Origin of the sequence: Ruegeria sp. HKCCD7303 (genome assembly GCF_013111185.1) — a bacterium.
Taxonomy (GTDB): Bacteria; Pseudomonadota; Alphaproteobacteria; order Rhodobacterales; family Rhodobacteraceae; genus Ruegeria.
In genome coordinates, this window is sequence record NZ_WVRE01000002.1 from 895,333 (window position 1) to 914,781 (window position 19,449).

A 19,449-nucleotide genomic window follows, 5' to 3' on the forward strand; every position below is an offset into this window, starting at 1 on the left:
AATGTGGATTACTGCTGCAAACACAGCTCCAACCAGGCCGCGCCCAAATCTTTCTTGCGCACGTCTCGCATCTTCTGTTCGTAGACCCAAGGCGTAATCAGTGGGATTGCGGCATTGTAATTCTCGGGCCAGGTCGGGCCACTGTCAGCCACAGCCTTCGGAACGTCGCGCTCCTTCACCCTGTCCAGACGCGCCTGCTGGATCGCGGCAACGACGTCGGCCTGATACTTGCAGCTTTGTTCCTTGGTTTCAGCTGCAGCCAAGGGTGTGGCAAGCACAACGGCAGCGATAGCGATACGCAACATTGAGGTCTCCCGGAATCATTGGTTTGACCGCAGCTTACCCGCCCATAGACAGACCCGCCATTACCATTTGGAAAACGTGTTCAGGGTTTTGCGTTGCGGAGGGGGTGGAACGCCCTCCCCCTCCGGCCGTGATCATAGCCCCTTGGCCCGATAGCTGCTGGCCACACGGTCAATTGCGACGATATAGGCCGCGGTCCGAAGATCCTCGACATCATCACGGCTGTGCCAGACCTCGCGCATGGATTGATAGGCAATGCGCATAGTGTCATCCAGGCCCGACCGGACAAGTTCCAACTCATCCGCACCTTTAAGGTATTTGGCTTTGAAATCCGGAGACATCGACCAGGCCTCGCCCAGATAACGGTCCAAACGCTCCAATTCACTGACGATCAGTTCATGGCGCGCTTCTTCCTGGCGTCGCTGCATCCGGCCAAAGCGGATATGGCTGAGGTTTTTGACCCATTCGAAGTACGAGACCGTCACACCACCAGCGTTGGCATACATGTCCGGGATGATCACCGTGCCCTTTTTTCGCAGGATTTCATCCGCACCCGCCGTCACTGGACCGTTCGCCGCTTCGATGATCAGCGGTGCTTTGATCCGCTCGGCATTGGACAGGTTGATCACCCCCTCCAAGGCCGCCGGGACCAGAATGTCGCAATCCGCTTCCAACACACTTGCACCTTCGGCCGAGTGGGTCGCATCAGGGTAGTCCTTGACGCCGCCATGTTTGACGATCCACTGCCGAACCGCCTCTACGTCGATACCGTCGGGGTTGTACAGCGCGCCATCCCATTCGATGATCCCCACGATGCGAGAGCCATCTTCTTCGCTGAGGAACTTCGCCGCGTGGTAACCCACGTTGCCAAGCCCCTGCACAACAACGCGCTTACCGTCCAGGCTGCCTTCCAGCCCCGCCTTGGCGATGTCTTCGGGATGACGGAAAAACTCGCGCAGCGCGTATTGAATGCCGCGCCCGGTTGCCTCAACCCGCCCGGCTATACCGCCTGCATTCAGCGGCTTGCCGGTCACACAGGCCCGTGCATTGATATCAGTCGTATTCATGCGCGCGTATTGATCAGCCATCCACGCCATTTCACGTTCGCCCGTGCCCATGTCAGGGGCCGGTACGTTTTGCGACGGGTTGATCAGGTCACGCTTCGCAAGTTCATAAGCAAAGCGCCGCGTGATTTGTTCCAGTTCATGCTCTTCATACTGGCGCGGATCGATGCACAACCCGCCTTTCGATCCACCAAACGGCGTTTCGACAAGCGCGCACTTGTAGGTCATCAGCGCAGCGAGCGCCTCAACTTCGTCCTGGTTAACGGCAGTGGCGTAACGAATACCACCTTTGACCGGCTCCATATGTTCAGAGTGGACTGAGCGATAGCCAGTAAACGTGTGGATTTCACCCCGCAGACGCACCCCGAAGCGAACCGTATACGTTGCGTTGCACACCCGGATCTTTTGTTCCAGCCCTGGCGGCAGGTCCATTAGTGACGCTGCCCTGTTGAACATCAGATCAACACTCTCACGAAAGCTGGGTTCTTTGATGCCGGTCATACATTCCTCCGTATCGATACCAGACGTAACGTCATGACGTTTTGTCGCACCAGTTGCGTCAGGCTGCAATCAAACAATGCACTTTTTTTCATCATTTCGTTAACAAATACGTCACCAAACGAGGTGAGTCGGGCAATCGCCTCAACAGTTAATGAATTGTTTTCATTTCATCGACAGAACGGTAACGGCGCACAGTTTTATACCCGAAATACGCGTAAAAAGGCCAAAACCAAGCCTTTTTCGCCCAATTCACGCCATGATTGAAAATTAAATTTAACCCAAATCTCTTTTCATATCGCACGAACTCCATGTGCGGAGCGGAGTCATCAAAATGATTAAATACTCGCTTCAGAATAACGGTTCGACACTCAAGCGTCGCGCTTCCGAAATTCGCAAGTTTGCCAAAGAAGAAGATGGTACATTCACTATCTTTGTTTTGTTTATGATGGTTCTCATGCTTGCGGTCACAGGCATGTCGATGGAATTCATGAAGTATGAACGCGACCGCGCGAGCCTGCAATCCACTTTGGACCGTGCTGTCCTGGCCGCGGCTGACCTTGACCAGCAACTTCCTGCCAAAGACGTTGTAGACGCGTATATGGACAAAGCTGGACTGGGAAACCTCAATGCCGTTACCACAGTGGTCGAAGGTTTTGGTTCCAGATCAGTAACAGCGTCTGCTGAAGCGGTCATGGAGACTCGATACCTGCGTTACGGACAAGTAACCGAACTGGGTATGAAGGCCACCAGCGCAGCGGAAGAATCGATTGGTGCGGTAGAGATTTCGCTGGTCGTTGATATTTCCGGATCCATGTCTCAAGCATCTGCGACACCTGGGGAATCCAAGATCAAGGTTCTGCAGCAGGCAGCGTCCGAATTTGTCAAGCTTATGCTCGACAAATCCGGCAATGGCGAGATTTCTATCTCAATCGTACCATACGCAACGCAGGTCAACGCTGGCGCGTCAATTCTGGACAAGTTTACCGACGTTACGCAGGAGCATAGCTATTCGCATTGCGTGAACTTTATTCCGGAACAGTACAGCGATGCCGACCTGCACGTAGGTGACAGGTTGGAACGCACGGCTCATTTCGATCCTTTCACCTATTCCGAAGGTTCAATCGCCCTGCCCGTTTGCCCAGTTCGCGCAGGCAGCGCAATCACTCCTGTGACCGATAATATGCCTAAGCTCCTTGGGCAAATCGCATCGCTCACGCCGGGTGGGAACACATCGATTGATATCGGAGTGAAGTGGGGAACTGCCCTTTTGGACCCCAGCACGCAGCCAATTGTACAGCAACTGTCGACGGAACAAGACCCGGCATATCCATCGACAACAATTGTTCCCGGCAAGTTCTCGGCACGTCCGACTAGCTACGACTCGAACGTTCTTAAAATAATCATCGTAATGACGGACGGTCAGAACACAGACCAATACATGCTCAATCCTGCGCTGCGCGAAGGTATGTCAGACGTTTGGTACAATTCCGATGCTGGTGAGTATACCGTGTATCACTCCGAGGGCCGACCGAACTATTTCTGGCCCCAGCAAAACGCTTGGGCGGATCATCCCTTCGGAAACCCCGAGCCTGAGACGGAATTGAACAAGGAAACCGGAACGGCGGTTCGCCTGACCTATCCCGAGCTGTTTAACCGTGTCTCATTGGCCTGGAACGCCAGATACAATTACTACTGGCAATCCAGCGGTTGGGCGGAATGGTATTCCAAAGCCTACTCGAAAGTAGAGACTTCGGCGAAAAACCAGCACACGAAACATGTGTGTGGTGCAGCGAAAGACCAAGGTATTATTGTCTATGGCATCGCATTTGAAGCACCGCGTGCGGGCTTCAGAACGCTCAAAGACTGCGCAAGCTCGGACAGCCACGTCTATGATGTTAGTGGACTCGACCTTGAAAAAGCATTCGAATCCATCGCCTCTTCCATCCATAAATTGAGGCTGACCCAATGATCCGCAGAATGCTGTCGAAACTCGGGCCGTTTCGTAGGTCCGAGACGGGGAGCGCGACGATCGAGTTTGTCATGCTTGTTCCGTTTTTCTTGGCATTTCTTGTCGCGGGTGCCGAACTGTCGTTAATCACGATGCGTCACGCGGCGTTGGAACGCGGAGTTGACCTTATCGTGAGGGACATTCGTTTGGGCACTGGTACCAACTGGAACCACGACGACATCAAGACAAGGATTTGTGACGTATCTGGCATCACGGACTGTGTTGGGAACCTGCGACTGCAGATGATCCAACAAGATGCGTTCACAGGTATCGTTCTTTCGGACAAAGTTCCATGCACTGACAGCTCGGAAGATCCAAAACCCGTGCTGGACTTTAAAAGTGGGCAATCCAACGAGTTGATGATCTTGCGGGCCTGCTTGCGTATCGATCCAATTCTGGAGGCGTCCGCAATTGCAAAAGTTGTTCCCGATGACACTGGCCATTACGCAGTCACCGCGACGACAGCATTTGTACAGGAGCCGCTGTAAGATCATGTCTACACTCAGTAATTTAAAAAACCGCATCAAAGGCTTCAAGAACGATGAAAGCGGTATTCTTTCCGTTGAAGCGCTTATGATCTTCCCGCTTATGTTGTGGACGATCACGTTCACCTTCACAGCGTTCGAAGGGTTTCGTCAAAGCGCGTCGAATCTTAAGGCCGCTTATACAATCAGCGATTTAATCTCACGTGAAACTCAAGCCGTAACCGATACATATTTCGACTCGCTTCACGATTTGGCGGGCAAGATGATCAATAATCGGTCTGAGATGAAAATGCGGGTGTCGCTTATCTTATTCGACGAAGACGATGACCGTCACTATGTGCGGTGGTCCACTGTACGCGGTTTTGAGCAATCGTGGGACAACAACAACATCGACGAAATCGAAACCCGTCTGCCGCCGATGACCAATCAGGACACGCTCATTCTGGTCGAGACATCAAACGAGTATATTCCGACATTTAGACCCGGCTGGGACTTCGCCACTGGAATTACCTTTGAAAACTTCATCTTTACCAGGCCGAGATTCACAAACGAAGTGGCGTGCAATTTAGCGAAGACGCCCTTTGTCTGCGATAATAACGTTTAAAGCCTCTGACATGAACTTGGCCTCGGCGGCAGCTGTCATGCCGCCCACGCCCACCCTACGACCAAGCCTCCACCAAAGCCCTGGTGCCCATTTGTATGACATCTTGTGGCGCATGCGAACCAGAAAGCCATTTGACGGTTTGAAGGCAAAAACACCTCTATCGACAGTCTCAATATCTTCGATTCTTGCGATGATCTGACCCGAGCCCGTGCGTAGTTCGGATTGAGTCAGTTCTATGCAATCCTGTGTCGCATGCCAGACGCGGTAGGCCAGCCATAGGGATGCGCCACCCACAGCAAACAAAAACACTTGCCACATCGGCTCGGGCGGCGACGCCAAGGCAACATACGTCACCAGCGCCCCGACCGTTGTCAGCATCCCTACCCCGGCCCAGCGTCTGGGCGAGGATGCCTGAATCGTTGCCAACACGTCGTCCTGCATCAATATCTCCCAATTTGTTCCCCTCGATTTAGCTTCTTTGAATGGGAAACAACAGGGGGTTGGTTAAGTTGCAAATTCGCACAGGTTCGGTTTGTTCGCGCAAATTGACTGCACAGGCGCAGAGATTACATGCTGCTCAAACGAACCGGAGTTTATCATGTCGCTCAGACCTACATTGGAAACGCGTCAGGCCATTCCCACGATGGAAGGGGCCGGAGTGAAACTGCATCGTGCGTTCGGGTTTCAAGACCCGTCGGAACTGGACCCTTTTCTTCTGTTTGACGACTTTCGAAACGAAAGGCCGCAGGACTATCAGGCCGGGTTTCCCTGGCATCCGCATCGCGGGATCGAGACAATCACCTATGTTCTGGCCGGATCGGTCGAGCATTCCGATTCATTGGGCAACACCGGCACCTTGGGTGCGGGCGACGTGCAATGGATGACGGCCGGGTCAGGTATACTGCATCAGGAAATGCCGCACGGAAACACCTCGGGGCAGATGCACGGATTTCAATTGTGGGGCAACCTGCCCTCGGATCAGAAGATGACCGCCCCTCGCTATCAGGATGTTCAAAGCAAAGACATTCCCGAAATCATCGATGACGACGGCACAACTGTTCGTGTGATTGTTGGAGACTTCTGGGGTAAGACCGGGCCGGTGGATGGTATCGCGGCAGACCCGCAATACCTGGACATCTCGATCCCCGCAGGTGTGAAAAAGACCTTTCGGATCGACACCTATCGCCGAGCCTTCGCGTATGTGTTCCAGGGTCAGGCCGCCTTTGCCGACGCTTCGCAGCCAACAGGCGTGCTGTTGGAAAAAGAGGTCGCCGGGCAAGAGGTCAACATCCGCGATATGTCTGGCGACCGGACCCTTGTCCGCTTTGGCACCGGGGACGAAATCACCGTTCAGGCAGGCCAGGAAGGTGTTCGGTTTTTGTTGATCTCTGGTGCTCCGATTGATGAACCAGTCGCGTGGCACGGTCCAATTGTGATGAACACAAGGGCCGAACTGGAACAAGCGTTTCGGGAGCTGCGAAACGGGACGTTCATTCGCCCCGCACACTGACCTATTGGCGGCTTGACGTTGTCAGGCCGTCACCGCCTTGTGTACCATGTTCCAATAGATCTGTTCGACCTCATCCAGCGACAATCGACCGCCAGATCGATACCAGGTCATCACACCGTTCAACATGGCAATCACGGCAAGCGTCGCAATCTTAGTGTCTGGAATTGCAAACTGACCGGCCTGCTGCCCCGCGTGAAGGATGTTTTCCAGCGCGTTTTCGTACTGTCGACGAAGGTCTTCTATTTCGGCGAAGTTTTCTGGCGAGAGATTTCGCAACTCCATATAGGCTATGAAGACCTCATCAGGGCGTTGCAGGTGGAAGCGAATGTGAAACCCGACGAACTGGCGCAATGCTTGTGGAGCGTCTTCGCCGCCCTGCAATTCGCTAAATGCAGACAACAACTCCTGCATGTGTTCACGCATCAATCGGTACAACAAGCTTTGCTTGTCCGGCGTGTAATTGTACAACGCCCCAGCCTGCACTCCGACTTCTTTCGCGATCTGCCGCATCGAAACGGCGGCATAGCCGTGTCGTGCAAACAAGTTCAGAGCAGCCTTGCGAATGCGCGGGCCGGTTATGTCCGAGTGAGAGCCTTGAGTTCGTGCCATGTACCTACGATATCTGAACAATTGTTCAGATAGAACCCCGCTTGATCGACAGCCCCAAAAGGTGCATCACAATACGGCACACAAAACAAAAAAGCGCACCCTATGAAACTGCTGCCTATACTGTCGTTTATCCTTCTTTGCGCCGGCTGCGCAGATTTCCCCGAGTTGGAAGGCAGTGAACCGGCCTCGGTGAAAAAAGCTCCCTACCCGCGCCTTGTTCCTCTGCAAGAAACACTGGGACCTGCCATTGATCCGGTCAGCCAAGCTGCCACGGTCGAAGAAGACCTAACGCAGCGAAGCGAAGCGCTCGCCCAAAAGGCCCAAGCGCTGCAAAACGCACAAACCAACTAACGCACAGCATTTCACCTCCACATTCGCCCGGTGACGGATTGCACCCTTGGCCCGAACCCGCTAATGCAGCGCTGATCGGACAAACGTCCGAATACAGTTAGAATCCGGCGGAAAGGGACATACGACATGACACAGGCACTGCGGCTGGGAATTGCGGGCTTGGGAACGGTCGGCGTCGGTGTCGTAAAGATTGTCCGCCGCCATGCCGACTTGCTGAAAGCGCGTACGGGCCGCTCGATTGAGATCGTGGCCGTGTCAGCACGAGATCCCAACAAGGATCGTGGCGTAAACCTGTCGGATTATGCCTGGGAAACCGATCCGGTGGCACTGGCAAAACGCGACGATGTCGATGTTTTTGCCGAGTTGATGGGCGGCGAAAACGGACCCGCCAAGGCGTCGGTCGAGGCCGCTTTGACCTCGGGCAAGGATGTTGTCACTGCCAACAAGGCATTGCTTGCCATCCACGGACAAGAACTGGCAGAACAGGCAGAAGCTGCGGGTCGTGTCATCCGCTTCGAGGCTGCTGTTGCTGGTGGTATCCCGGTAATCAAATCCCTAACGGAAGGTTTGGCCGGGAATGAAATCACGCGTGTTATGGGCGTGATGAACGGCACCTGCAACTACATCCTGACCCGAATGCAATCACAGCGTCAGGGGTATAACGCCCTGTTCGATGAATGCGCCGAGCTTGGCTATCTTGAGGCCGACCCCAATCTGGATGTGGGCGGCATCGACGCTGCACATAAACTGGCGCTTCTGGCCTCGATTGCCTTTGGCACCAAGCCGAATTTCGATGGCATCGAGATTGAAGGCATTCAGCACATCAGCCTCGATGATATCGATCAGGCCGACGACATGGGTTTCCGCATCAAATTGCTGGGTGTCGCGCAGCGCACCGCACGCGGGCTAGAGCAACGTATGCAACCTTGCCTCGTACCCAGCGATTCTCCGCTGGGTCAGCTGGAGGGTGGCACCAATATGGTGGTGATCGAAGGCGACTCGGTCGAGCAGATCGTTTTGCGCGGTCCCGGTGCAGGCGAAGGCCCCACGGCCAGCGCGGTGATGGGCGATGTTTGTGATCTGGCGCGCGGGATGCAGATTTCGACCTTCGGCCGCCCTGCTACATCGCTCGAGGCTGCCAAGCCCGCGGTCACTGGCCTGCCTGCGCCGTATTACCTGCGGCTTGGCCTGTTAGACAAACCCGGTGCTCTGGCAAAAGTTGCGGCTATTCTGGGCGACGCGGGCGTTTCGATCGACCGGATGCGCCAGTACGCGCACGCGGAAAGCACAGCCCCCGTTCTAATCGTTACGCACAAAACCACCCGCGCCGCACTGAACGTGGCGCTGGACGGTTTCCGCAATACGGATGTAGTGGCAGGTGAGCCTGTTGCGCTGCGGATTGAAAAGGTTTGATCTTGCAGCCCGCATGAAACGCAAGCTATGCCGAAAGAAACGGCTTTACTGACCAAGGGATACTGAACAATGAGTGCTGCCAAGACCGATTTCAACGACCGCCTGCTGTCTCTGGGGCTGGCAAGGGTGGCGGAACAGGCTGCACTGGCCTCAGCGTCGCTTGTGGGGCGCGGCGATGAGAAAGCTGCCGATCAGGCAGCCGTAAACGCCATGCGCGAACAGCTGAACCTGCTGGACATTGCCGGTGTCGTGGTGATCGGTGAAGGTGAGCGCGATGAAGCGCCCATGCTGTATATCGGCGAAGAAGTTGGCACCGGCACCGGCCCCGGTGTGGACATCGCGCTGGACCCGCTGGAAGGCACAACGCTGACCGCCAAGGACATGCCCAACGCGCTGACCGTGATCGCCATGGGTCCGCGTGGATCGATGCTGCACGCGCCGGACGTTTATATGGACAAGCTGGCCGTTGGTCCCGGCCTGCCTGAGGGCGTCGTTAACCTGGACATGTCCCCGCGCGAGCGCGTCGAAGCATTGGCAAAGGCCAAGGGCTGCAAACCGGCCGACATCACCGTTTGCATTCTGGAACGTCCCCGTCATGAAGCCATGATCGCCGAAGTGCGCGAGACCGGTGCCTCGATCCGCCTGATCACCGATGGTGATGTGGCTGGCGTCATGCACTGTGCCGAAAGCGAAGTGACCGGAATCGACATGTATATGGGTCAAGGTGGTGCGCCCGAGGGTGTTCTGGCTGCCGCCGCGCTGAAATGCATGGGCGGTCAGATCTTTGGTCGCCTCTTGTTCCGCAACGATGACGAACGTGGGCGCGCGGCCAAAGCAGGCATCACGGATCTGGATCGCGTTTATGCGCGTGATGAGATGGTGACCGCAGATGTGATCTTTGCCGCAACCGGTGTTACAGGTGGTTCACTGCTGCCGCGCATCAAACGTGAACCGGGCTGGGTTGAAACCACAACCCTGCTGATGCGGTCCAAAACAGGGTCAGTGCGCCGCATGTCCTATCGCACGCCCACCTGGCCGCACGACAAGGCGTGACGGCTTGCGCCATTGCCTTTGGCGAGAGTATTTCTGAAAAAATGAAAAGGCCGGGTCCGCAAGGGTCCGGCCTTGGCGCATAAGAGGCGAGCGATGAGTTTTCTAGGAGTCGAACAATCATTGACGGGGCGACGCTGGGTTGGCCCCAGCGCCGAAGTCGAGCGCGCCTCAGAAATGATGGCACAGCAGACTGATCTGCCACGCGCGGTGTGCCAGGTTCTGGCCCGACGCGGTGTGCCGGTGATGGAGGCTCGCGGTTTCCTTGACCCAAAGCTCAAGGAATTGCTGCCCGACCCGCGTGCGATGAAAGACATGGAGGTTGCAGCGACACGCTTTCTTGACGCGGTTAGACATCGTCAGAAAATCGCTGTGTTTGCCGATTACGATGTCGACGGCGGCAGCTCTGCCGCGCTGCTGATGGTCTGGCTGCGCCATATGGGTTTGCAGGCGACGCTGTATGTGCCAGACCGCATCGACGAAGGATATGGCCCCAATGCACCTGCCATGCGGGATTTAGCGGAAGCGCATGATCTGATCATTTGCGTTGACTGCGGGACGCTTAGCCATGACCCGATCGCAGCGGCCAAGGGGGCCGACGTGATCGTTCTGGATCATCATCTTGGGGGCGAAACCCTGCCCGATTGCGTCGCTGTCGTGAATCCGAACCGCCAGGACGAAAGCGGCGATCTGGGGTATCTTTGCGCAGCAGGTGTGGTGTTCTTGATGCTGGTCGAAGCCGGACGACAATTGCGCGAAGCAGGAGCGAAGGGGCCGGACCTGATGTCGATGCTGGATCTGGTGGCGCTGGCTACCGTGGCCGACGTCGCACCTTTGATCGATGCCAATCGCGCTTTGGTTCGGCAGGGCTTGAAAGTGATGGCGCAGCGGCAGCGCCCCGGTCTTGTGGCCCTGTCCGATGTCTCGCGCATGGATACCGCGCCGAACAGTTATCATCTTGGATTTCTGCTGGGCCCTCGTGTGAACGCAGGCGGACGGATCGGTCAAGCTGATCTGGGCGCGCGATTGCTAAGCACAGAGTCCCCGCACGAAGCGCAAGCTTTGTCAGAGCGTTTGGATGCGTTGAACACAGAACGTCGTGATATTGAGAACGCTGTTCGCGCGGCAGCCATGGAACAGGCCGAGGATCGTGGCCTGGACGCGCCCTTGGTGTGGGCGGCGGGCGAAGGCTGGCACCCCGGCGTGGTGGGGATCGTAGCATCGCGCCTGAAGGAAACCGCCAACCGCCCGGCCATCGTGATTGGCTTTGATGGGGATGAAGGCAAAGGCTCGGGTCGGTCAGTTTCGGGCGTTGATCTGGGGGCCTCAATCCAGCGTCTCGCCGCTGAAGGTCTGTTGGTCAAGGGCGGCGGCCACAAGATGGCGGCGGGTCTGACGGTGATGCGCGACAAGCTTGAACCTGCCATGGAGCGTCTGAGCGAGTTGCTGGCCAAACAAGGGGCCGGTCAGAGCGGCCCGGCCGACCTGAAGCTGGACGGCGCACTCATGCCCGGCGCGGCGACGGTTGATCTGATAGAACAGGTTGAAAAGGCGGGACCATTTGGCGCCAGCGCCCCTGCCCCACGCTATGCTTTGCCGGACCTGCAGGTGCGCTTTTCTAAACGAGTCGGGGAAACACATCTGAAACTGTCGCTGGCCGATGGCATGGGCGGTGGGCTCGACGCAATTGCCTTTGGCGCCTTTGACGGACCCATGGGTGAGAAGCTGTCAAATCATGGTGGCGCGCGTTTCCATTTCGCGGGACGGCTTGAGGTGAATACATGGGGCGGGCGCCAGTCCGTGCAACTCAGGCTGGAGGATGCAGCAGAGACAAATTAGCGCTCTGCGACAGTGGCCCAAAAAACTTTCACATCCCTGCATTTTTCCGCTTGCGGGGGTCACAGTGAAACCGTAAAAGGCCCTCCACAAGCCAGCGTGGCCCGTTCGTCTATCGGTTAGGACGCCAGGTTTTCAACCTGGAAAGAGGGGTTCGATTCCCCTACGGGCTACCACTTGTGCTTGCGCCACTACCAAATGGCCCGTTCGTCTATCGGTTAGGACGCCAGGTTTTCAACCTGGAAAGAGGGGTTCGATTCCCCTACGGGCTACCATTTTCTTCCCTAAGTTCCGAATTTTTCGCGGCATAGATCTTTGATCTGGGTCCAAATCGATTTGTATTCTGGCGTATTTTCCGCCGCATAATGGAAGTTCTTTATCAACCCGGTCAGCTGCGTAAACACCTGCCGTACTTCGGCTTTGTCCGAGAAGGCCGCTTTGGATTGCGTGACATCATAGATAAGCTTGAACGTCATTTTCTGCCGCTCCAGCGGAACGGTCGCATCGACCTTGTCGAAGGCGTCTTGCTGCAAGTAGACCATGTCAACAAAAAGCGCTTTTTGCTGTGTTACAAAATCGTCGATCGTGACACCCTCTTCCCCCGTGACCTGCATCATCTGGTCAACCTGTTCGCCCTTTTCGATCAGAGCGATCAGGTCGCGCACTTTACCCGTCCAGCCGGGTTCGGCATTCTTGTCGTACCAATCCGACAACTGATCTGTGTACCGAGACCAGCTGAGCATCGGGTCAACCGCCGGGTAAAAGCGTTTATAGGCACGCTCGGACGACAGGCCGAGGAAGCACTTGACCGTCGACAGGGTGGATTGCGTGACAGGCTCGTCAAAATTACCGCCCGCAGGTGAAACCGTTCCGATCAGCGTCAGACTGCCCAGATCACCGTCGTTGGTTTTCAGGGCCCCTGCCCGCTCGTACAACCCTTTGATGGAGCTTTCCAGATAGGCGGGGAACCCTTCTTCGCCGGGGATTTCCTCAAGCTTACCCGAAGTTTCACGCATGGCTTGCGCCCAGCGACTGGTGCTGTCGGCGATCAGCAACACGTCATAGCCCATCTGCCGGTAGTATTCGCCCAACGTAATGCCAGTGAAGATCGACGCCTCGCGCGCGGCAACCGGCATCGAGGACGTATTGCAGATGATAATTGTCCGATCCATCAGGCTGCCCCCCGTGGTCGGATCGGTCATCTTCGGGAATTCCTCGATGGTTTCCACCACCTCACCCGCACGTTCGCCACAGGCCACAACGATCACGATATCGACCTGTGCATTCCGTGCGATCAGGTTCTGCAGCACGGTCTTGCCTGCCCCGAACGGCCCGGGAATACAGGCGGTTCCACCGCGTGCGATCGGGAAGAACGTGTCGATCAGACGTTGCGAAGTTAGAACAGGCTCGGTCGGATACAGTCGCTCAGACAACGTGCGTTTCAGGATGTTTTCCGGCAATGGCCGCCGAACCGGCCATTTCTGCGACAGGGTCAGAGTATGCTCGCCCCCGTTCTCGTCTTCCAGACGGGCCACAATGTCATGGATCGTGGCCGCGCCCTTTTGAACCCAGACCACCTTGTATGTACCGGACCAATTGAATGGCAGCATGATCTTGTGGCTAAAGTGTCCTTCGGGCACTGTCCCGATACTGTCCCCGGCAGTTACTGTGTCGCCAACCTTGACCGAAGGCGTGAAGGACCATTTCGCCAGCTCATCCAAGGGCGCAACATCTGCACCGCGTGGCAGGAATGTGCCAAATTCGGCGGCCACTTTTGGCAGAGGCGATTGCAACCCGTCAAACACCTGCCCCAATAGTCCCGGCCCCAGCTCAACCGACAGCAACTGACCCGATTGCTCAACCGGATCGCCAACAGCCACGCCGTCGGTACTTTCATAGACCTGTACGTCCGCGGTATCGCCACGCACTCGCAGCACTTCGGCTTTCAAACGTTCCTGACGCCCACCGGGACTGGGGCGCGATGGCAGGATGAACACCACCTCGTTTTTGACCAATTGGCCTGGCTGACCGGTCGCGTCCGGGTTGGCTTGTATTTGCACAAGCCCTTCCTGAACCGAGACGACCCGTGCGGTCGAGGTTTGCTTAGCTGAGGTTGGGGCTGTCATGCGCTTGCTCCCTCAAAATCGATATCTGCGACATCGGCCATGGCCTGTTGCGCCAGTTTCTCAAATCGCTTGGCCGCCTCGGTGGCGCTGCTTTGCGCCCAGCGGTCAAAAATATTCCAGATCAGGACATAGATCGCGACCGCCTCAAAATCGAACATGTGGCGGGCTGCGTGTCGCTTGAGTTGCTTGTGGCTAATCGACAAAAGCAGACGTTCCAGTCCAAGCGGATCTTCGTCTTCGAGCAATTGGTGCGCCTCTTTCAGCCACGGCATGGGCGTATCCAGCCCAAATGTAGGATCGGTCCAGTAGGCTGGAATGTGGCGGCTCCATCGTCCGACGCCGAACGAGCCTGAAGGCGCGGGTTCTCCGCGTTTTCTAAGGCGCAGTGCTGCAACAACCGAGCGGAGTTCCATGCGCTCCACAAAGAGCTTGCGTAAGGTGGGCTGTGGGATGTCCATCAACGCCTGTTTACAGCGCTGGATTGCCTGAACGTCAGTGACATCCATGTCATAGGCGCTCCAGCTCAGCGTGTGCTCAAGAACATTCAAGACCTTGGCATCATCCGCTGTCAGAGCCGTCAACCGACGGTCGAGCCTGATGCGCGAAAGCGGAGGCTGTTTGGCAACAAACAAGCGCTCCGATCCCGGAAGACTGCACATCAATGCGATATAGGCGTCCTGCTCTGACATCTCAGCGGATGACCCCTTCCAGAACGGCACGGAATCTCGGCTGCAAATGCTCCATCAGCAATGAAGCCACCGCCTTGTCTGTGAGGTCCAGAACGACTCCCTCGTCCTCTGCGCGAACGCGGATGCCTTCTTGGGTATCGTCTGCCACATGCAGTTCGACATTCTCGCGCAGCATCTTCGCCGTCAGTCCAAGAACATACTTCGTCAGCTGGCCAGATTGAATGTCATCCGCGTTTTGCTTGATGTCTTCCTGCGTGGCGACGTTGGTAGGCAAAATGACCTGAACCTTGCCGTCCAGATTGGCTCCCTCACTGGCCCGACCGACAACCTCCAGTATCATTTGCCTAATAAGCTCAGGATTAGACATCTCTTTGGTCACAAGGCGTTCAACGTCTTCTTTGAAGCGATCCGTCAGACCGGCTTTCATGGTCAACACGGCATCCCGCATCGCGGTGTTCAACGCCTCCTCACCCGCTGCACGGTAATTGTCGGATTCTGTGCGGGCTTTCTTTTTGAACTCATCGGCTTCGCGTTTGGCATCTGACAGAATGCGCGCGGCCTCGGCTTTGGCGTCTTCGCGTAGCTTCTCGGCTTCGGCCTGACCTGCGGCAACCCCATCGTTGCGCAGCTTGTCGATCAGGGCATCAACGCCATGTGAAATTGCTCCGGTCTGTGCCATCAGCTGATCCCCGCACTAATGACCAAAGCGAATACAAAGGCAAAAACACCAAAGCCTTCGATAATCGCAGCCGGTGCGAGCGCGAGGCCAAAAATCTCGGGCTTTTCCTTGGTGGCGTTGATTGCCGCTGCACAGGCCCGGCCCTGCCAGATACCGCAATACATCAGTGCAATGCCGGACAGGATACCAATGCCGAACAATCCGCCTGCATTTTCCGGTGTCACGGCGCGGTTCAGGGTGAACATGATGACAATCCCATAGATCACCATCGTGGACGGAAAGGCCGAAACGCCGACGAAACGCCCGTAGCCGCCTTCGGTTTCTGTCATAGCTCCGATACTGGCCATCCCCGCAATCGAACAGCCAATGGCGCTTGCTGCAGCCCCCAACGCCATAGGCGCATAGATGCCCAGCCAACCCAGTGTAAGAACAAGCTCATTCATTCCTGAACCTCCTTGCGGGCAAACGGACGAAACACGATGCCTTCGTCCGGCAGACCCCATTTAAAGAATTCGATGTAATTGAGACGTAAGCCGTGGACGACGCCGCTCATCATTGCGAGCGCGAAATTCAAAACGTGACCGATGATCAGGATCAGCAGCCCAAACAGAATGCCCGGCCCTTTCAGCGCCTGCATGACGGAAACGGCCAGATCGTTGAACGTGATCGCCAGCGACGCCGAAGCCAGACCAAGCGCAAACAGGCGCATATAGCTAAGAACATCGCCAAACGCGCCCATCGCCCCTGCTAGGCTTTGCAAACCCTCGATCAGACGCCAGATCCAGTCTGTCGGCTTCTGGATCATCCGCTCACTGGAAAACAAGACAATCGCCGCAACGCCGAGGATCAGGATCGCCGACCCCGGCACAGGCGATTTGCCGTTCATATAGCTAAGCCAAAGTACAAACCCGCCGATCAAGGCAGCAATCCAACCCAGATTGGCAATCGCCTTGCGTTGCCCCCACGCGGCATGGGCCGCTAATGCGTTGGCCAGAACCAGATGCAAGACACCAACCACAATCGACACCATCATCATTGCGCCGAAATTGTTCAAATCCAGCACCTTGAGCTTTGCCCAGATCGAACCTGCAGATGGAGAAACCCCAAAGTAACTGCCGACCAAGATGCCGTAGAGGATTGTAGCCCCAGCAACGATCAGCCCATAAAGACGCCACGATCGCTGTCCCGCAGTCGCGCCCATACGCTTCCAGAACAGCAAAAGGCCCAGCAGAATGACGACCCCGTATCCAGCATCTGCCACGATCATTGCGAAGAAGAACGCGAACGAGGCCGCAACGATCACGCTGGGGTCCCAATCCTTATAGCCAGGCACTTGATAAAACAGCGCCAAGTCCACAGCAGAACTACGTTTTTCAGGCTGTTCCAATAATGTGGGCGGGGTATCTTCTGGCCCCGGTTCTTCGATCAGAACTGCCGCATCTTTTGCTTTCGCCAATTCCAATACAGCGTCCATACGGTCTTTGGGGACCCAGCCCTGCACAGCAAAAACTGCCTCTTCATCGCGTACTTTCTGCTTTGCATGAGCCAGTTCGGCGGCGCTTTCTGCAACGGACAGGTTCCGGCGCATCAAGGTCAGATAGCGGGTTTGCGCCACGCGCTCTGCCTCTAAGGCCTCAAGCGCGATTTCGGCCTCCTCCAGTTGCGCCTCAAGCTCGTGAATGGGCAACGAACCCACATGCGTGCGCGGGATCGGAAGAATGTCATCGTCGGGCTCGTCGGGAGAGATCAGGACCGCGTAAAGAAATCGGTGGTCTTCTTCCAAAATCGCCCAGGGCAATTTGACCTCTGACAGAGCTTCACGGTGTTTCAGTGGCAACTGATAGAACCACAGCCGATTGCCTGCCAAAACATCCGTTGGCGGGAAGTCCAGATCACCCCAGGGCCGCACCTGAGCGATACGATGCGCCAGAAAATCCCGCCGGTCCATCGTATCCCGAGTGCGCTGCATGAGGTCAGTCACCTCATTCACGAAACCGTCCATGTCAAAACCGGGGTTTCGCTGGATCTGGCGCCGTGGCTCGGGAACTTCTGCAAGGAAACGCAACGCTTTATACGCTTCTCTTGCACCACGTTCGCTGATCTTTTCAGGTTCATTCGGCGGGGGAACAAGCGGTAGAACATGCATACAGCCAAGGTCTTGCAGCGCCTCAAGCGTGTCCGATTTTTGGGCTGCCGGCCCGATCAGAGACATCTTCTTCAAACGTGCGACGCTCATGTCAAAACCTCTCGCGCGTGTTTGCGTTTAGAGATTTTTGACTGCACGACCGCCTGCATTTGTTCGTCACTCAGATAGATGCGGATCTTCTTGATGTTGGCCTTGGCACGGGGGATCAGAACCTTTTCGAACAGGTTGACCCGCTGCGTAATCGTGGCCACCGCCTTGTCGAAAATGCGCACGCGCTCCTCGGCGATTTTGACCCGCAGGCGCGCTTCGATCATGTCATGTAGCAACTGCGCGGCGGCATCAACCCAATGGGGTTTGGCAAGCACGGAATAAGGACGCACGACAACTTCGATCCGGTCAAGGTCAGGCATTTTGACGCCAACCACGTTGACCTCTTTGACCTTGTAGTCCTTAAGCTCAACCAGACCGTCCAGATCGATACCCTGCTGGGCCAGCATGGGAAGCTTTTCACCCACCTGCTGCGCTAGGGCCGCCACCTCTTGCTCAAGGCGTTTGACGTCCTCACGCGCTTTCACTCGTTCGGCCATCAACTGCTGGCGCTTCAGGTCCAGCGACGGCAGGAACCGCTCGTAGCTTTTCAGCTGCGTCTGCTGGCGGGCCAGTGACGATTTATTCAGCTGCAACCGCGCCATTGGCATCCTTTGGGAAATACTTGTCGATCAGGGTCTGTTTCATCAACAATTGTTCTGGCGCAAAACACTCTGCTAGTGTCTTCCAGCCCAGGTCCAGCGCCTCCTCCAGAGGGATGGAAACGTTGATGTTCATGAACCGTGCACGGAACAATCCTCCAAACTTCAGCAATTGATGGTCATAGTCGGAAAGATCAAACGCCATCGCCTGCTTTTGCGCGGCATCGCGGCTTTCTGAATAGAAACGGATCATCGTGTTCATGATCTGGCCGTGATCTTCGCGCGTGGTCTTGCCGATTACGTTCTGCTTGAGGCGCGACAGGCTGCCGAACGGATCAATCACGCCAGAGTGGAGATAGAACTGGCCTTCAGTGATGTAGCCGGTGTTATCGGGGACCGGGTGGGTTACGTCATTACCGGGCATCGTTGTCACAGTCAGAACCGTGACCGATCCACCCTTGGCGTAATCGCACGCCTTTTCGTACCGGCGTGCGAGCTGCGAATAGAGATCGCCCATATAGCCCCGCTGGGACGGCACGCGTTCCTGACTGATCCCCACTTCTTTCATCGCGTCGGCATAAGCTGTCATATCGGTCAGCAGAACGAGAACGCGCTTGCCCTCTTCCACCGCAAATTTCTCAGCCACCGCCAGAGCCATGTCAGGGACCAACAGTCGTTCGACCAAAGGGTCCATTGCCTGATTGACGAACATCACAGTGCGTGAGAACACGCCAGCATCCTCGAACGAAGTTCGGAATGTGTGGTAATCGTCAAAGATCAGCCCCAAGCCGCCGAAAACGACAATGTCCGCATCTGCCTGAATGCCGATTCGGCTGAGGAACGCGTTGAATGGCTCACCCGAAACTGAAAAAATCGGGATTTTCTGACTTTCGACCAATGTGTTGAACACGTCGATCATTGGCACGTCGGTGCGGATCATTTTGTTGGGAACGGCGCGCTCAGCCGGGTTTACGGTCGGTCCGCCAATGTCGATTCGGGGCTCGGAAGACAGATCTGGCCCACCGTCTATCGGCACCCCTGCGCCATCAAAGACCCGCCCCAGAATATTGGCCGAATACGGTGTCTGCATCGGGTGACTAAGAAAGGTCGCCGTCGCCTCGGTCGAAATCCCCTTGGTGCCGGAAAACACCTGAAGCGTCACAACATCCCGGTCGATGAAGATCGCCTGGGCCAATGTTTTTCGGCCATCTACAGTTTCAATGACGGCGAGGTCGTTGTATCGAACAGCAGGGTTTCCTTCGCCCTCAACCGGCACCCGAACTTTGATCGTGTCGCCTACAATTTCCAGAACTCGGGTGTATTTCAACAAGCTTCGGGACATCATCTACCCTCGCTGATCCAAGTTGTTTTCTGTTAAACTCGCGG

19 protein-coding genes and 2 tRNA genes are annotated in these 19,449 nt (G+C 56.1%); 10 read left to right on the top strand and 11 right to left on the bottom strand.

Annotated elements, in window-relative coordinates; all coding sequences use genetic code 11:
• Positions 1–8: 8 nt before the first annotated feature.
• Both GS630_RS09030 and GS630_RS09035 read right to left on the bottom strand, forming a co-directional pair.
• Positions 9–305 carry a hypothetical protein gene (locus GS630_RS09030; RefSeq protein WP_171174871.1) on the bottom strand — a complete coding sequence of 99 codons (297 nt, stop codon included), beginning with the start codon at positions 303–305 and terminating at the stop codon, positions 9–11.
• 132 nt (positions 306–437) lie between these two features.
• Positions 438–1,868 carry a Glu/Leu/Phe/Val dehydrogenase gene (locus GS630_RS09035; protein ID WP_171174873.1) on the bottom strand — a complete coding sequence of 477 codons (1,431 nt, stop codon included), beginning with the start codon at positions 1,866–1,868 and terminating at the stop codon, positions 438–440.
• A gap of 331 nt (positions 1,869–2,199) precedes the next feature.
• Between GS630_RS09035 and GS630_RS09040 the strand changes: the two genes are divergently transcribed.
• The 3 genes from GS630_RS09040 to GS630_RS09050 are packed head-to-tail and all read left to right on the top strand — an operon-like array spanning position 2,200 to position 4,965.
• Positions 2,200–3,837, top strand: a complete 1,638-nt coding sequence (locus GS630_RS09040) for a TadE/TadG family type IV pilus assembly protein (protein WP_171236435.1) — start codon at positions 2,200–2,202, stop codon at positions 3,835–3,837.
• Entirely contained in the window at positions 3,834–4,364 is a 531-nt protein-coding gene (locus GS630_RS09045; RefSeq protein ID WP_171174877.1) for a TadE/TadG family type IV pilus assembly protein, read from the top strand. The genes GS630_RS09040 and GS630_RS09045 overlap by 4 nt, the downstream gene beginning before the upstream one ends.
• 4 nt (positions 4,365–4,368) lie before the next feature.
• Positions 4,369–4,965, top strand: coding sequence for a TadE/TadG family type IV pilus assembly protein (locus GS630_RS09050; RefSeq protein WP_171174880.1), 597 nt, complete (start codon positions 4,369–4,371; stop codon positions 4,963–4,965).
• On the opposite strand, the gene GS630_RS09055 is transcribed toward GS630_RS09050, so the two are convergent.
• The gene (locus tag GS630_RS09055) at positions 4,927–5,406 is read right to left on the bottom strand and encodes a hypothetical protein (protein ID WP_171174881.1); all 480 of its coding nucleotides are present in this window, start codon (positions 5,404–5,406) and stop codon (positions 4,927–4,929) included. The two genes, GS630_RS09050 and GS630_RS09055, sit on opposite strands and share 39 nt — an antisense overlap.
• 157 nt (positions 5,407–5,563) lie before the next feature.
• Here GS630_RS09055 and GS630_RS09060 point away from each other — a divergent pair, with 157 nt between their 5' ends.
• Positions 5,564–6,475: a pirin family protein gene (locus tag GS630_RS09060; RefSeq protein ID WP_171174883.1), complete on the top strand. Its 912-nt coding sequence runs from the start codon at positions 5,564–5,566 to the stop codon at positions 6,473–6,475.
• A 21-nt stretch (positions 6,476–6,496) separates the two neighbouring features.
• On the opposite strand, the gene GS630_RS09065 is transcribed toward GS630_RS09060, so the two are convergent.
• Positions 6,497–7,084 (bottom strand): TetR/AcrR family transcriptional regulator, encoded by a 588-nt coding sequence (locus tag GS630_RS09065; RefSeq protein ID WP_171174885.1) that lies wholly within the window; start codon positions 7,082–7,084, stop codon positions 6,497–6,499.
• 102 nt (positions 7,085–7,186) lie between these two features.
• On the opposite strand from GS630_RS09065, the gene GS630_RS09070 reads away from it, so the two are divergent.
• The 6 genes from GS630_RS09070 to GS630_RS09095 all read left to right on the top strand — a co-directional run bounded on the left by GS630_RS09070 (position 7,187) and on the right by GS630_RS09095 (position 12,009).
• Positions 7,187–7,435 (top strand): hypothetical protein, encoded by a 249-nt coding sequence (locus GS630_RS09070; protein ID WP_171174887.1) that lies wholly within the window; start codon positions 7,187–7,189, stop codon positions 7,433–7,435.
• Between the two features lie 126 nt (positions 7,436–7,561).
• A complete protein-coding gene (locus tag GS630_RS09075) occupies positions 7,562–8,848 on the top strand; it encodes a homoserine dehydrogenase (RefSeq protein ID WP_171711982.1) in 1,287 nt (428 codons plus the stop codon).
• Positions 8,849–8,917: 69 nt separating this feature from the next.
• Positions 8,918–9,901, top strand: coding sequence for a class II fructose-bisphosphatase (gene glpX, locus GS630_RS09080; RefSeq protein ID WP_171174891.1), 984 nt, complete (start codon positions 8,918–8,920; stop codon positions 9,899–9,901).
• A 93-nt stretch (positions 9,902–9,994) separates the two neighbouring features.
• Positions 9,995–11,737 (top strand): single-stranded-DNA-specific exonuclease RecJ, encoded by a 1,743-nt coding sequence (recJ, locus tag GS630_RS09085; protein WP_171619363.1) that lies wholly within the window; start codon positions 9,995–9,997, stop codon positions 11,735–11,737.
• Positions 11,738–11,835: 98 nt separating this feature from the next.
• Positions 11,836–11,910: transfer RNA gene (locus tag GS630_RS09090), tRNA-Glu, on the top strand.
• Between the two features lie 24 nt (positions 11,911–11,934).
• Positions 11,935–12,009 (top strand) — tRNA-Glu (locus GS630_RS09095).
• 9 nt (positions 12,010–12,018) lie between these two features.
• Here GS630_RS09095 and GS630_RS09100 read toward each other — a convergent pair.
• From GS630_RS09100 to GS630_RS09130, 7 genes are read right to left on the bottom strand one after another with little or no spacing between them, the layout of a single operon-like run.
• Positions 12,019–13,860, bottom strand: a complete 1,842-nt coding sequence (locus GS630_RS09100; protein ID WP_171619365.1) for a V-type ATP synthase subunit A — start codon at positions 13,858–13,860, stop codon at positions 12,019–12,021.
• Positions 13,857–14,579, bottom strand: a complete 723-nt coding sequence (locus GS630_RS09105; RefSeq protein WP_171174897.1) for a hypothetical protein — start codon at positions 14,577–14,579, stop codon at positions 13,857–13,859. The genes GS630_RS09100 and GS630_RS09105 overlap by 4 nt, the downstream gene beginning before the upstream one ends.
• Positions 14,551–15,228 carry a hypothetical protein gene (locus tag GS630_RS09110; RefSeq protein WP_171619367.1) on the bottom strand — a complete coding sequence of 226 codons (678 nt, stop codon included), beginning with the start codon at positions 15,226–15,228 and terminating at the stop codon, positions 14,551–14,553. The genes GS630_RS09105 and GS630_RS09110 overlap by 29 nt, the downstream gene beginning before the upstream one ends.
• Positions 15,228–15,671: an ATP synthase subunit C gene (locus GS630_RS09115; RefSeq protein WP_171089197.1), complete on the bottom strand. Its 444-nt coding sequence runs from the start codon at positions 15,669–15,671 to the stop codon at positions 15,228–15,230. Before GS630_RS09115 ends, GS630_RS09110 begins: the two co-directional genes overlap by 1 nt.
• Positions 15,668–17,464 carry a V-type ATP synthase subunit I gene (locus tag GS630_RS09120; protein WP_171619369.1) on the bottom strand — a complete coding sequence of 599 codons (1,797 nt, stop codon included), beginning with the start codon at positions 17,462–17,464 and terminating at the stop codon, positions 15,668–15,670. Before GS630_RS09120 ends, GS630_RS09115 begins: the two co-directional genes overlap by 4 nt.
• Complete coding sequence (locus GS630_RS09125; protein ID WP_171174903.1) at positions 17,461–18,066, bottom strand: V-type ATP synthase subunit D; 606 nt, start codon at positions 18,064–18,066, stop codon at positions 17,461–17,463. The genes GS630_RS09120 and GS630_RS09125 overlap by 4 nt, the downstream gene beginning before the upstream one ends.
• The gene (locus GS630_RS09130; RefSeq protein ID WP_171711984.1) at positions 18,044–19,405 is read right to left on the bottom strand and encodes a V-type ATP synthase subunit B; all 1,362 of its coding nucleotides are present in this window, start codon (positions 19,403–19,405) and stop codon (positions 18,044–18,046) included. Before GS630_RS09130 ends, GS630_RS09125 begins: the two co-directional genes overlap by 23 nt.
• Positions 19,406–19,449: the final 44 nt, after the last annotated feature.

What these genes read in the sequence shown, in the direction of transcription:
- GS630_RS09055 (WP_171174881.1), bottom strand. Translation starts at nt 5,406, where the DNA reads ATGCAGGACGACGTGTTGGCAACGATTCAGGCATCCTCGCCCAGACGC.
- GS630_RS09100 (WP_171619365.1), bottom strand. Translation starts at nt 13,860, where the DNA reads ATGACAGCCCCAACCTCAGCTAAGCAAACCTCGACCGCACGGGTCGTC.
- recJ (WP_171619363.1), top strand. Translation starts at nt 9,995, where the DNA reads ATGAGTTTTCTAGGAGTCGAACAATCATTGACGGGGCGACGCTGGGTT.
- GS630_RS09115 (WP_171089197.1), bottom strand. Translation starts at nt 15,671, where the DNA reads ATGAATGAGCTTGTTCTTACACTGGGTTGGCTGGGCATCTATGCGCCT.
- GS630_RS09110 (WP_171619367.1), bottom strand. Translation starts at nt 15,228, where the DNA reads ATGGCACAGACCGGAGCAATTTCACATGGCGTTGATGCCCTGATCGAC.
- GS630_RS09125 (WP_171174903.1), bottom strand. Translation starts at nt 18,066, where the DNA reads ATGGCGCGGTTGCAGCTGAATAAATCGTCACTGGCCCGCCAGCAGACG.
- GS630_RS09065 (WP_171174885.1), bottom strand. Translation starts at nt 7,084, where the DNA reads ATGGCACGAACTCAAGGCTCTCACTCGGACATAACCGGCCCGCGCATT.
- glpX (WP_171174891.1), top strand. Translation starts at nt 8,918, where the DNA reads ATGAGTGCTGCCAAGACCGATTTCAACGACCGCCTGCTGTCTCTGGGG.
- GS630_RS09040 (WP_171236435.1), top strand. Translation starts at nt 2,200, where the DNA reads ATGATTAAATACTCGCTTCAGAATAACGGTTCGACACTCAAGCGTCGC.
- GS630_RS09120 (WP_171619369.1), bottom strand. Translation starts at nt 17,464, where the DNA reads ATGAGCGTCGCACGTTTGAAGAAGATGTCTCTGATCGGGCCGGCAGCC.
- GS630_RS09070 (WP_171174887.1), top strand. Translation starts at nt 7,187, where the DNA reads ATGAAACTGCTGCCTATACTGTCGTTTATCCTTCTTTGCGCCGGCTGC.
- GS630_RS09045 (WP_171174877.1), top strand. Translation starts at nt 3,834, where the DNA reads ATGATCCGCAGAATGCTGTCGAAACTCGGGCCGTTTCGTAGGTCCGAG.
- GS630_RS09050 (WP_171174880.1), top strand. Translation starts at nt 4,369, where the DNA reads ATGTCTACACTCAGTAATTTAAAAAACCGCATCAAAGGCTTCAAGAAC.
- GS630_RS09060 (WP_171174883.1), top strand. Translation starts at nt 5,564, where the DNA reads ATGTCGCTCAGACCTACATTGGAAACGCGTCAGGCCATTCCCACGATG.
- GS630_RS09130 (WP_171711984.1), bottom strand. Translation starts at nt 19,405, where the DNA reads ATGTCCCGAAGCTTGTTGAAATACACCCGAGTTCTGGAAATTGTAGGC.
- GS630_RS09075 (WP_171711982.1), top strand. Translation starts at nt 7,562, where the DNA reads ATGACACAGGCACTGCGGCTGGGAATTGCGGGCTTGGGAACGGTCGGC.
- GS630_RS09035 (WP_171174873.1), bottom strand. Translation starts at nt 1,868, where the DNA reads ATGACCGGCATCAAAGAACCCAGCTTTCGTGAGAGTGTTGATCTGATG.
- GS630_RS09030 (WP_171174871.1), bottom strand. Translation starts at nt 305, where the DNA reads ATGTTGCGTATCGCTATCGCTGCCGTTGTGCTTGCCACACCCTTGGCT.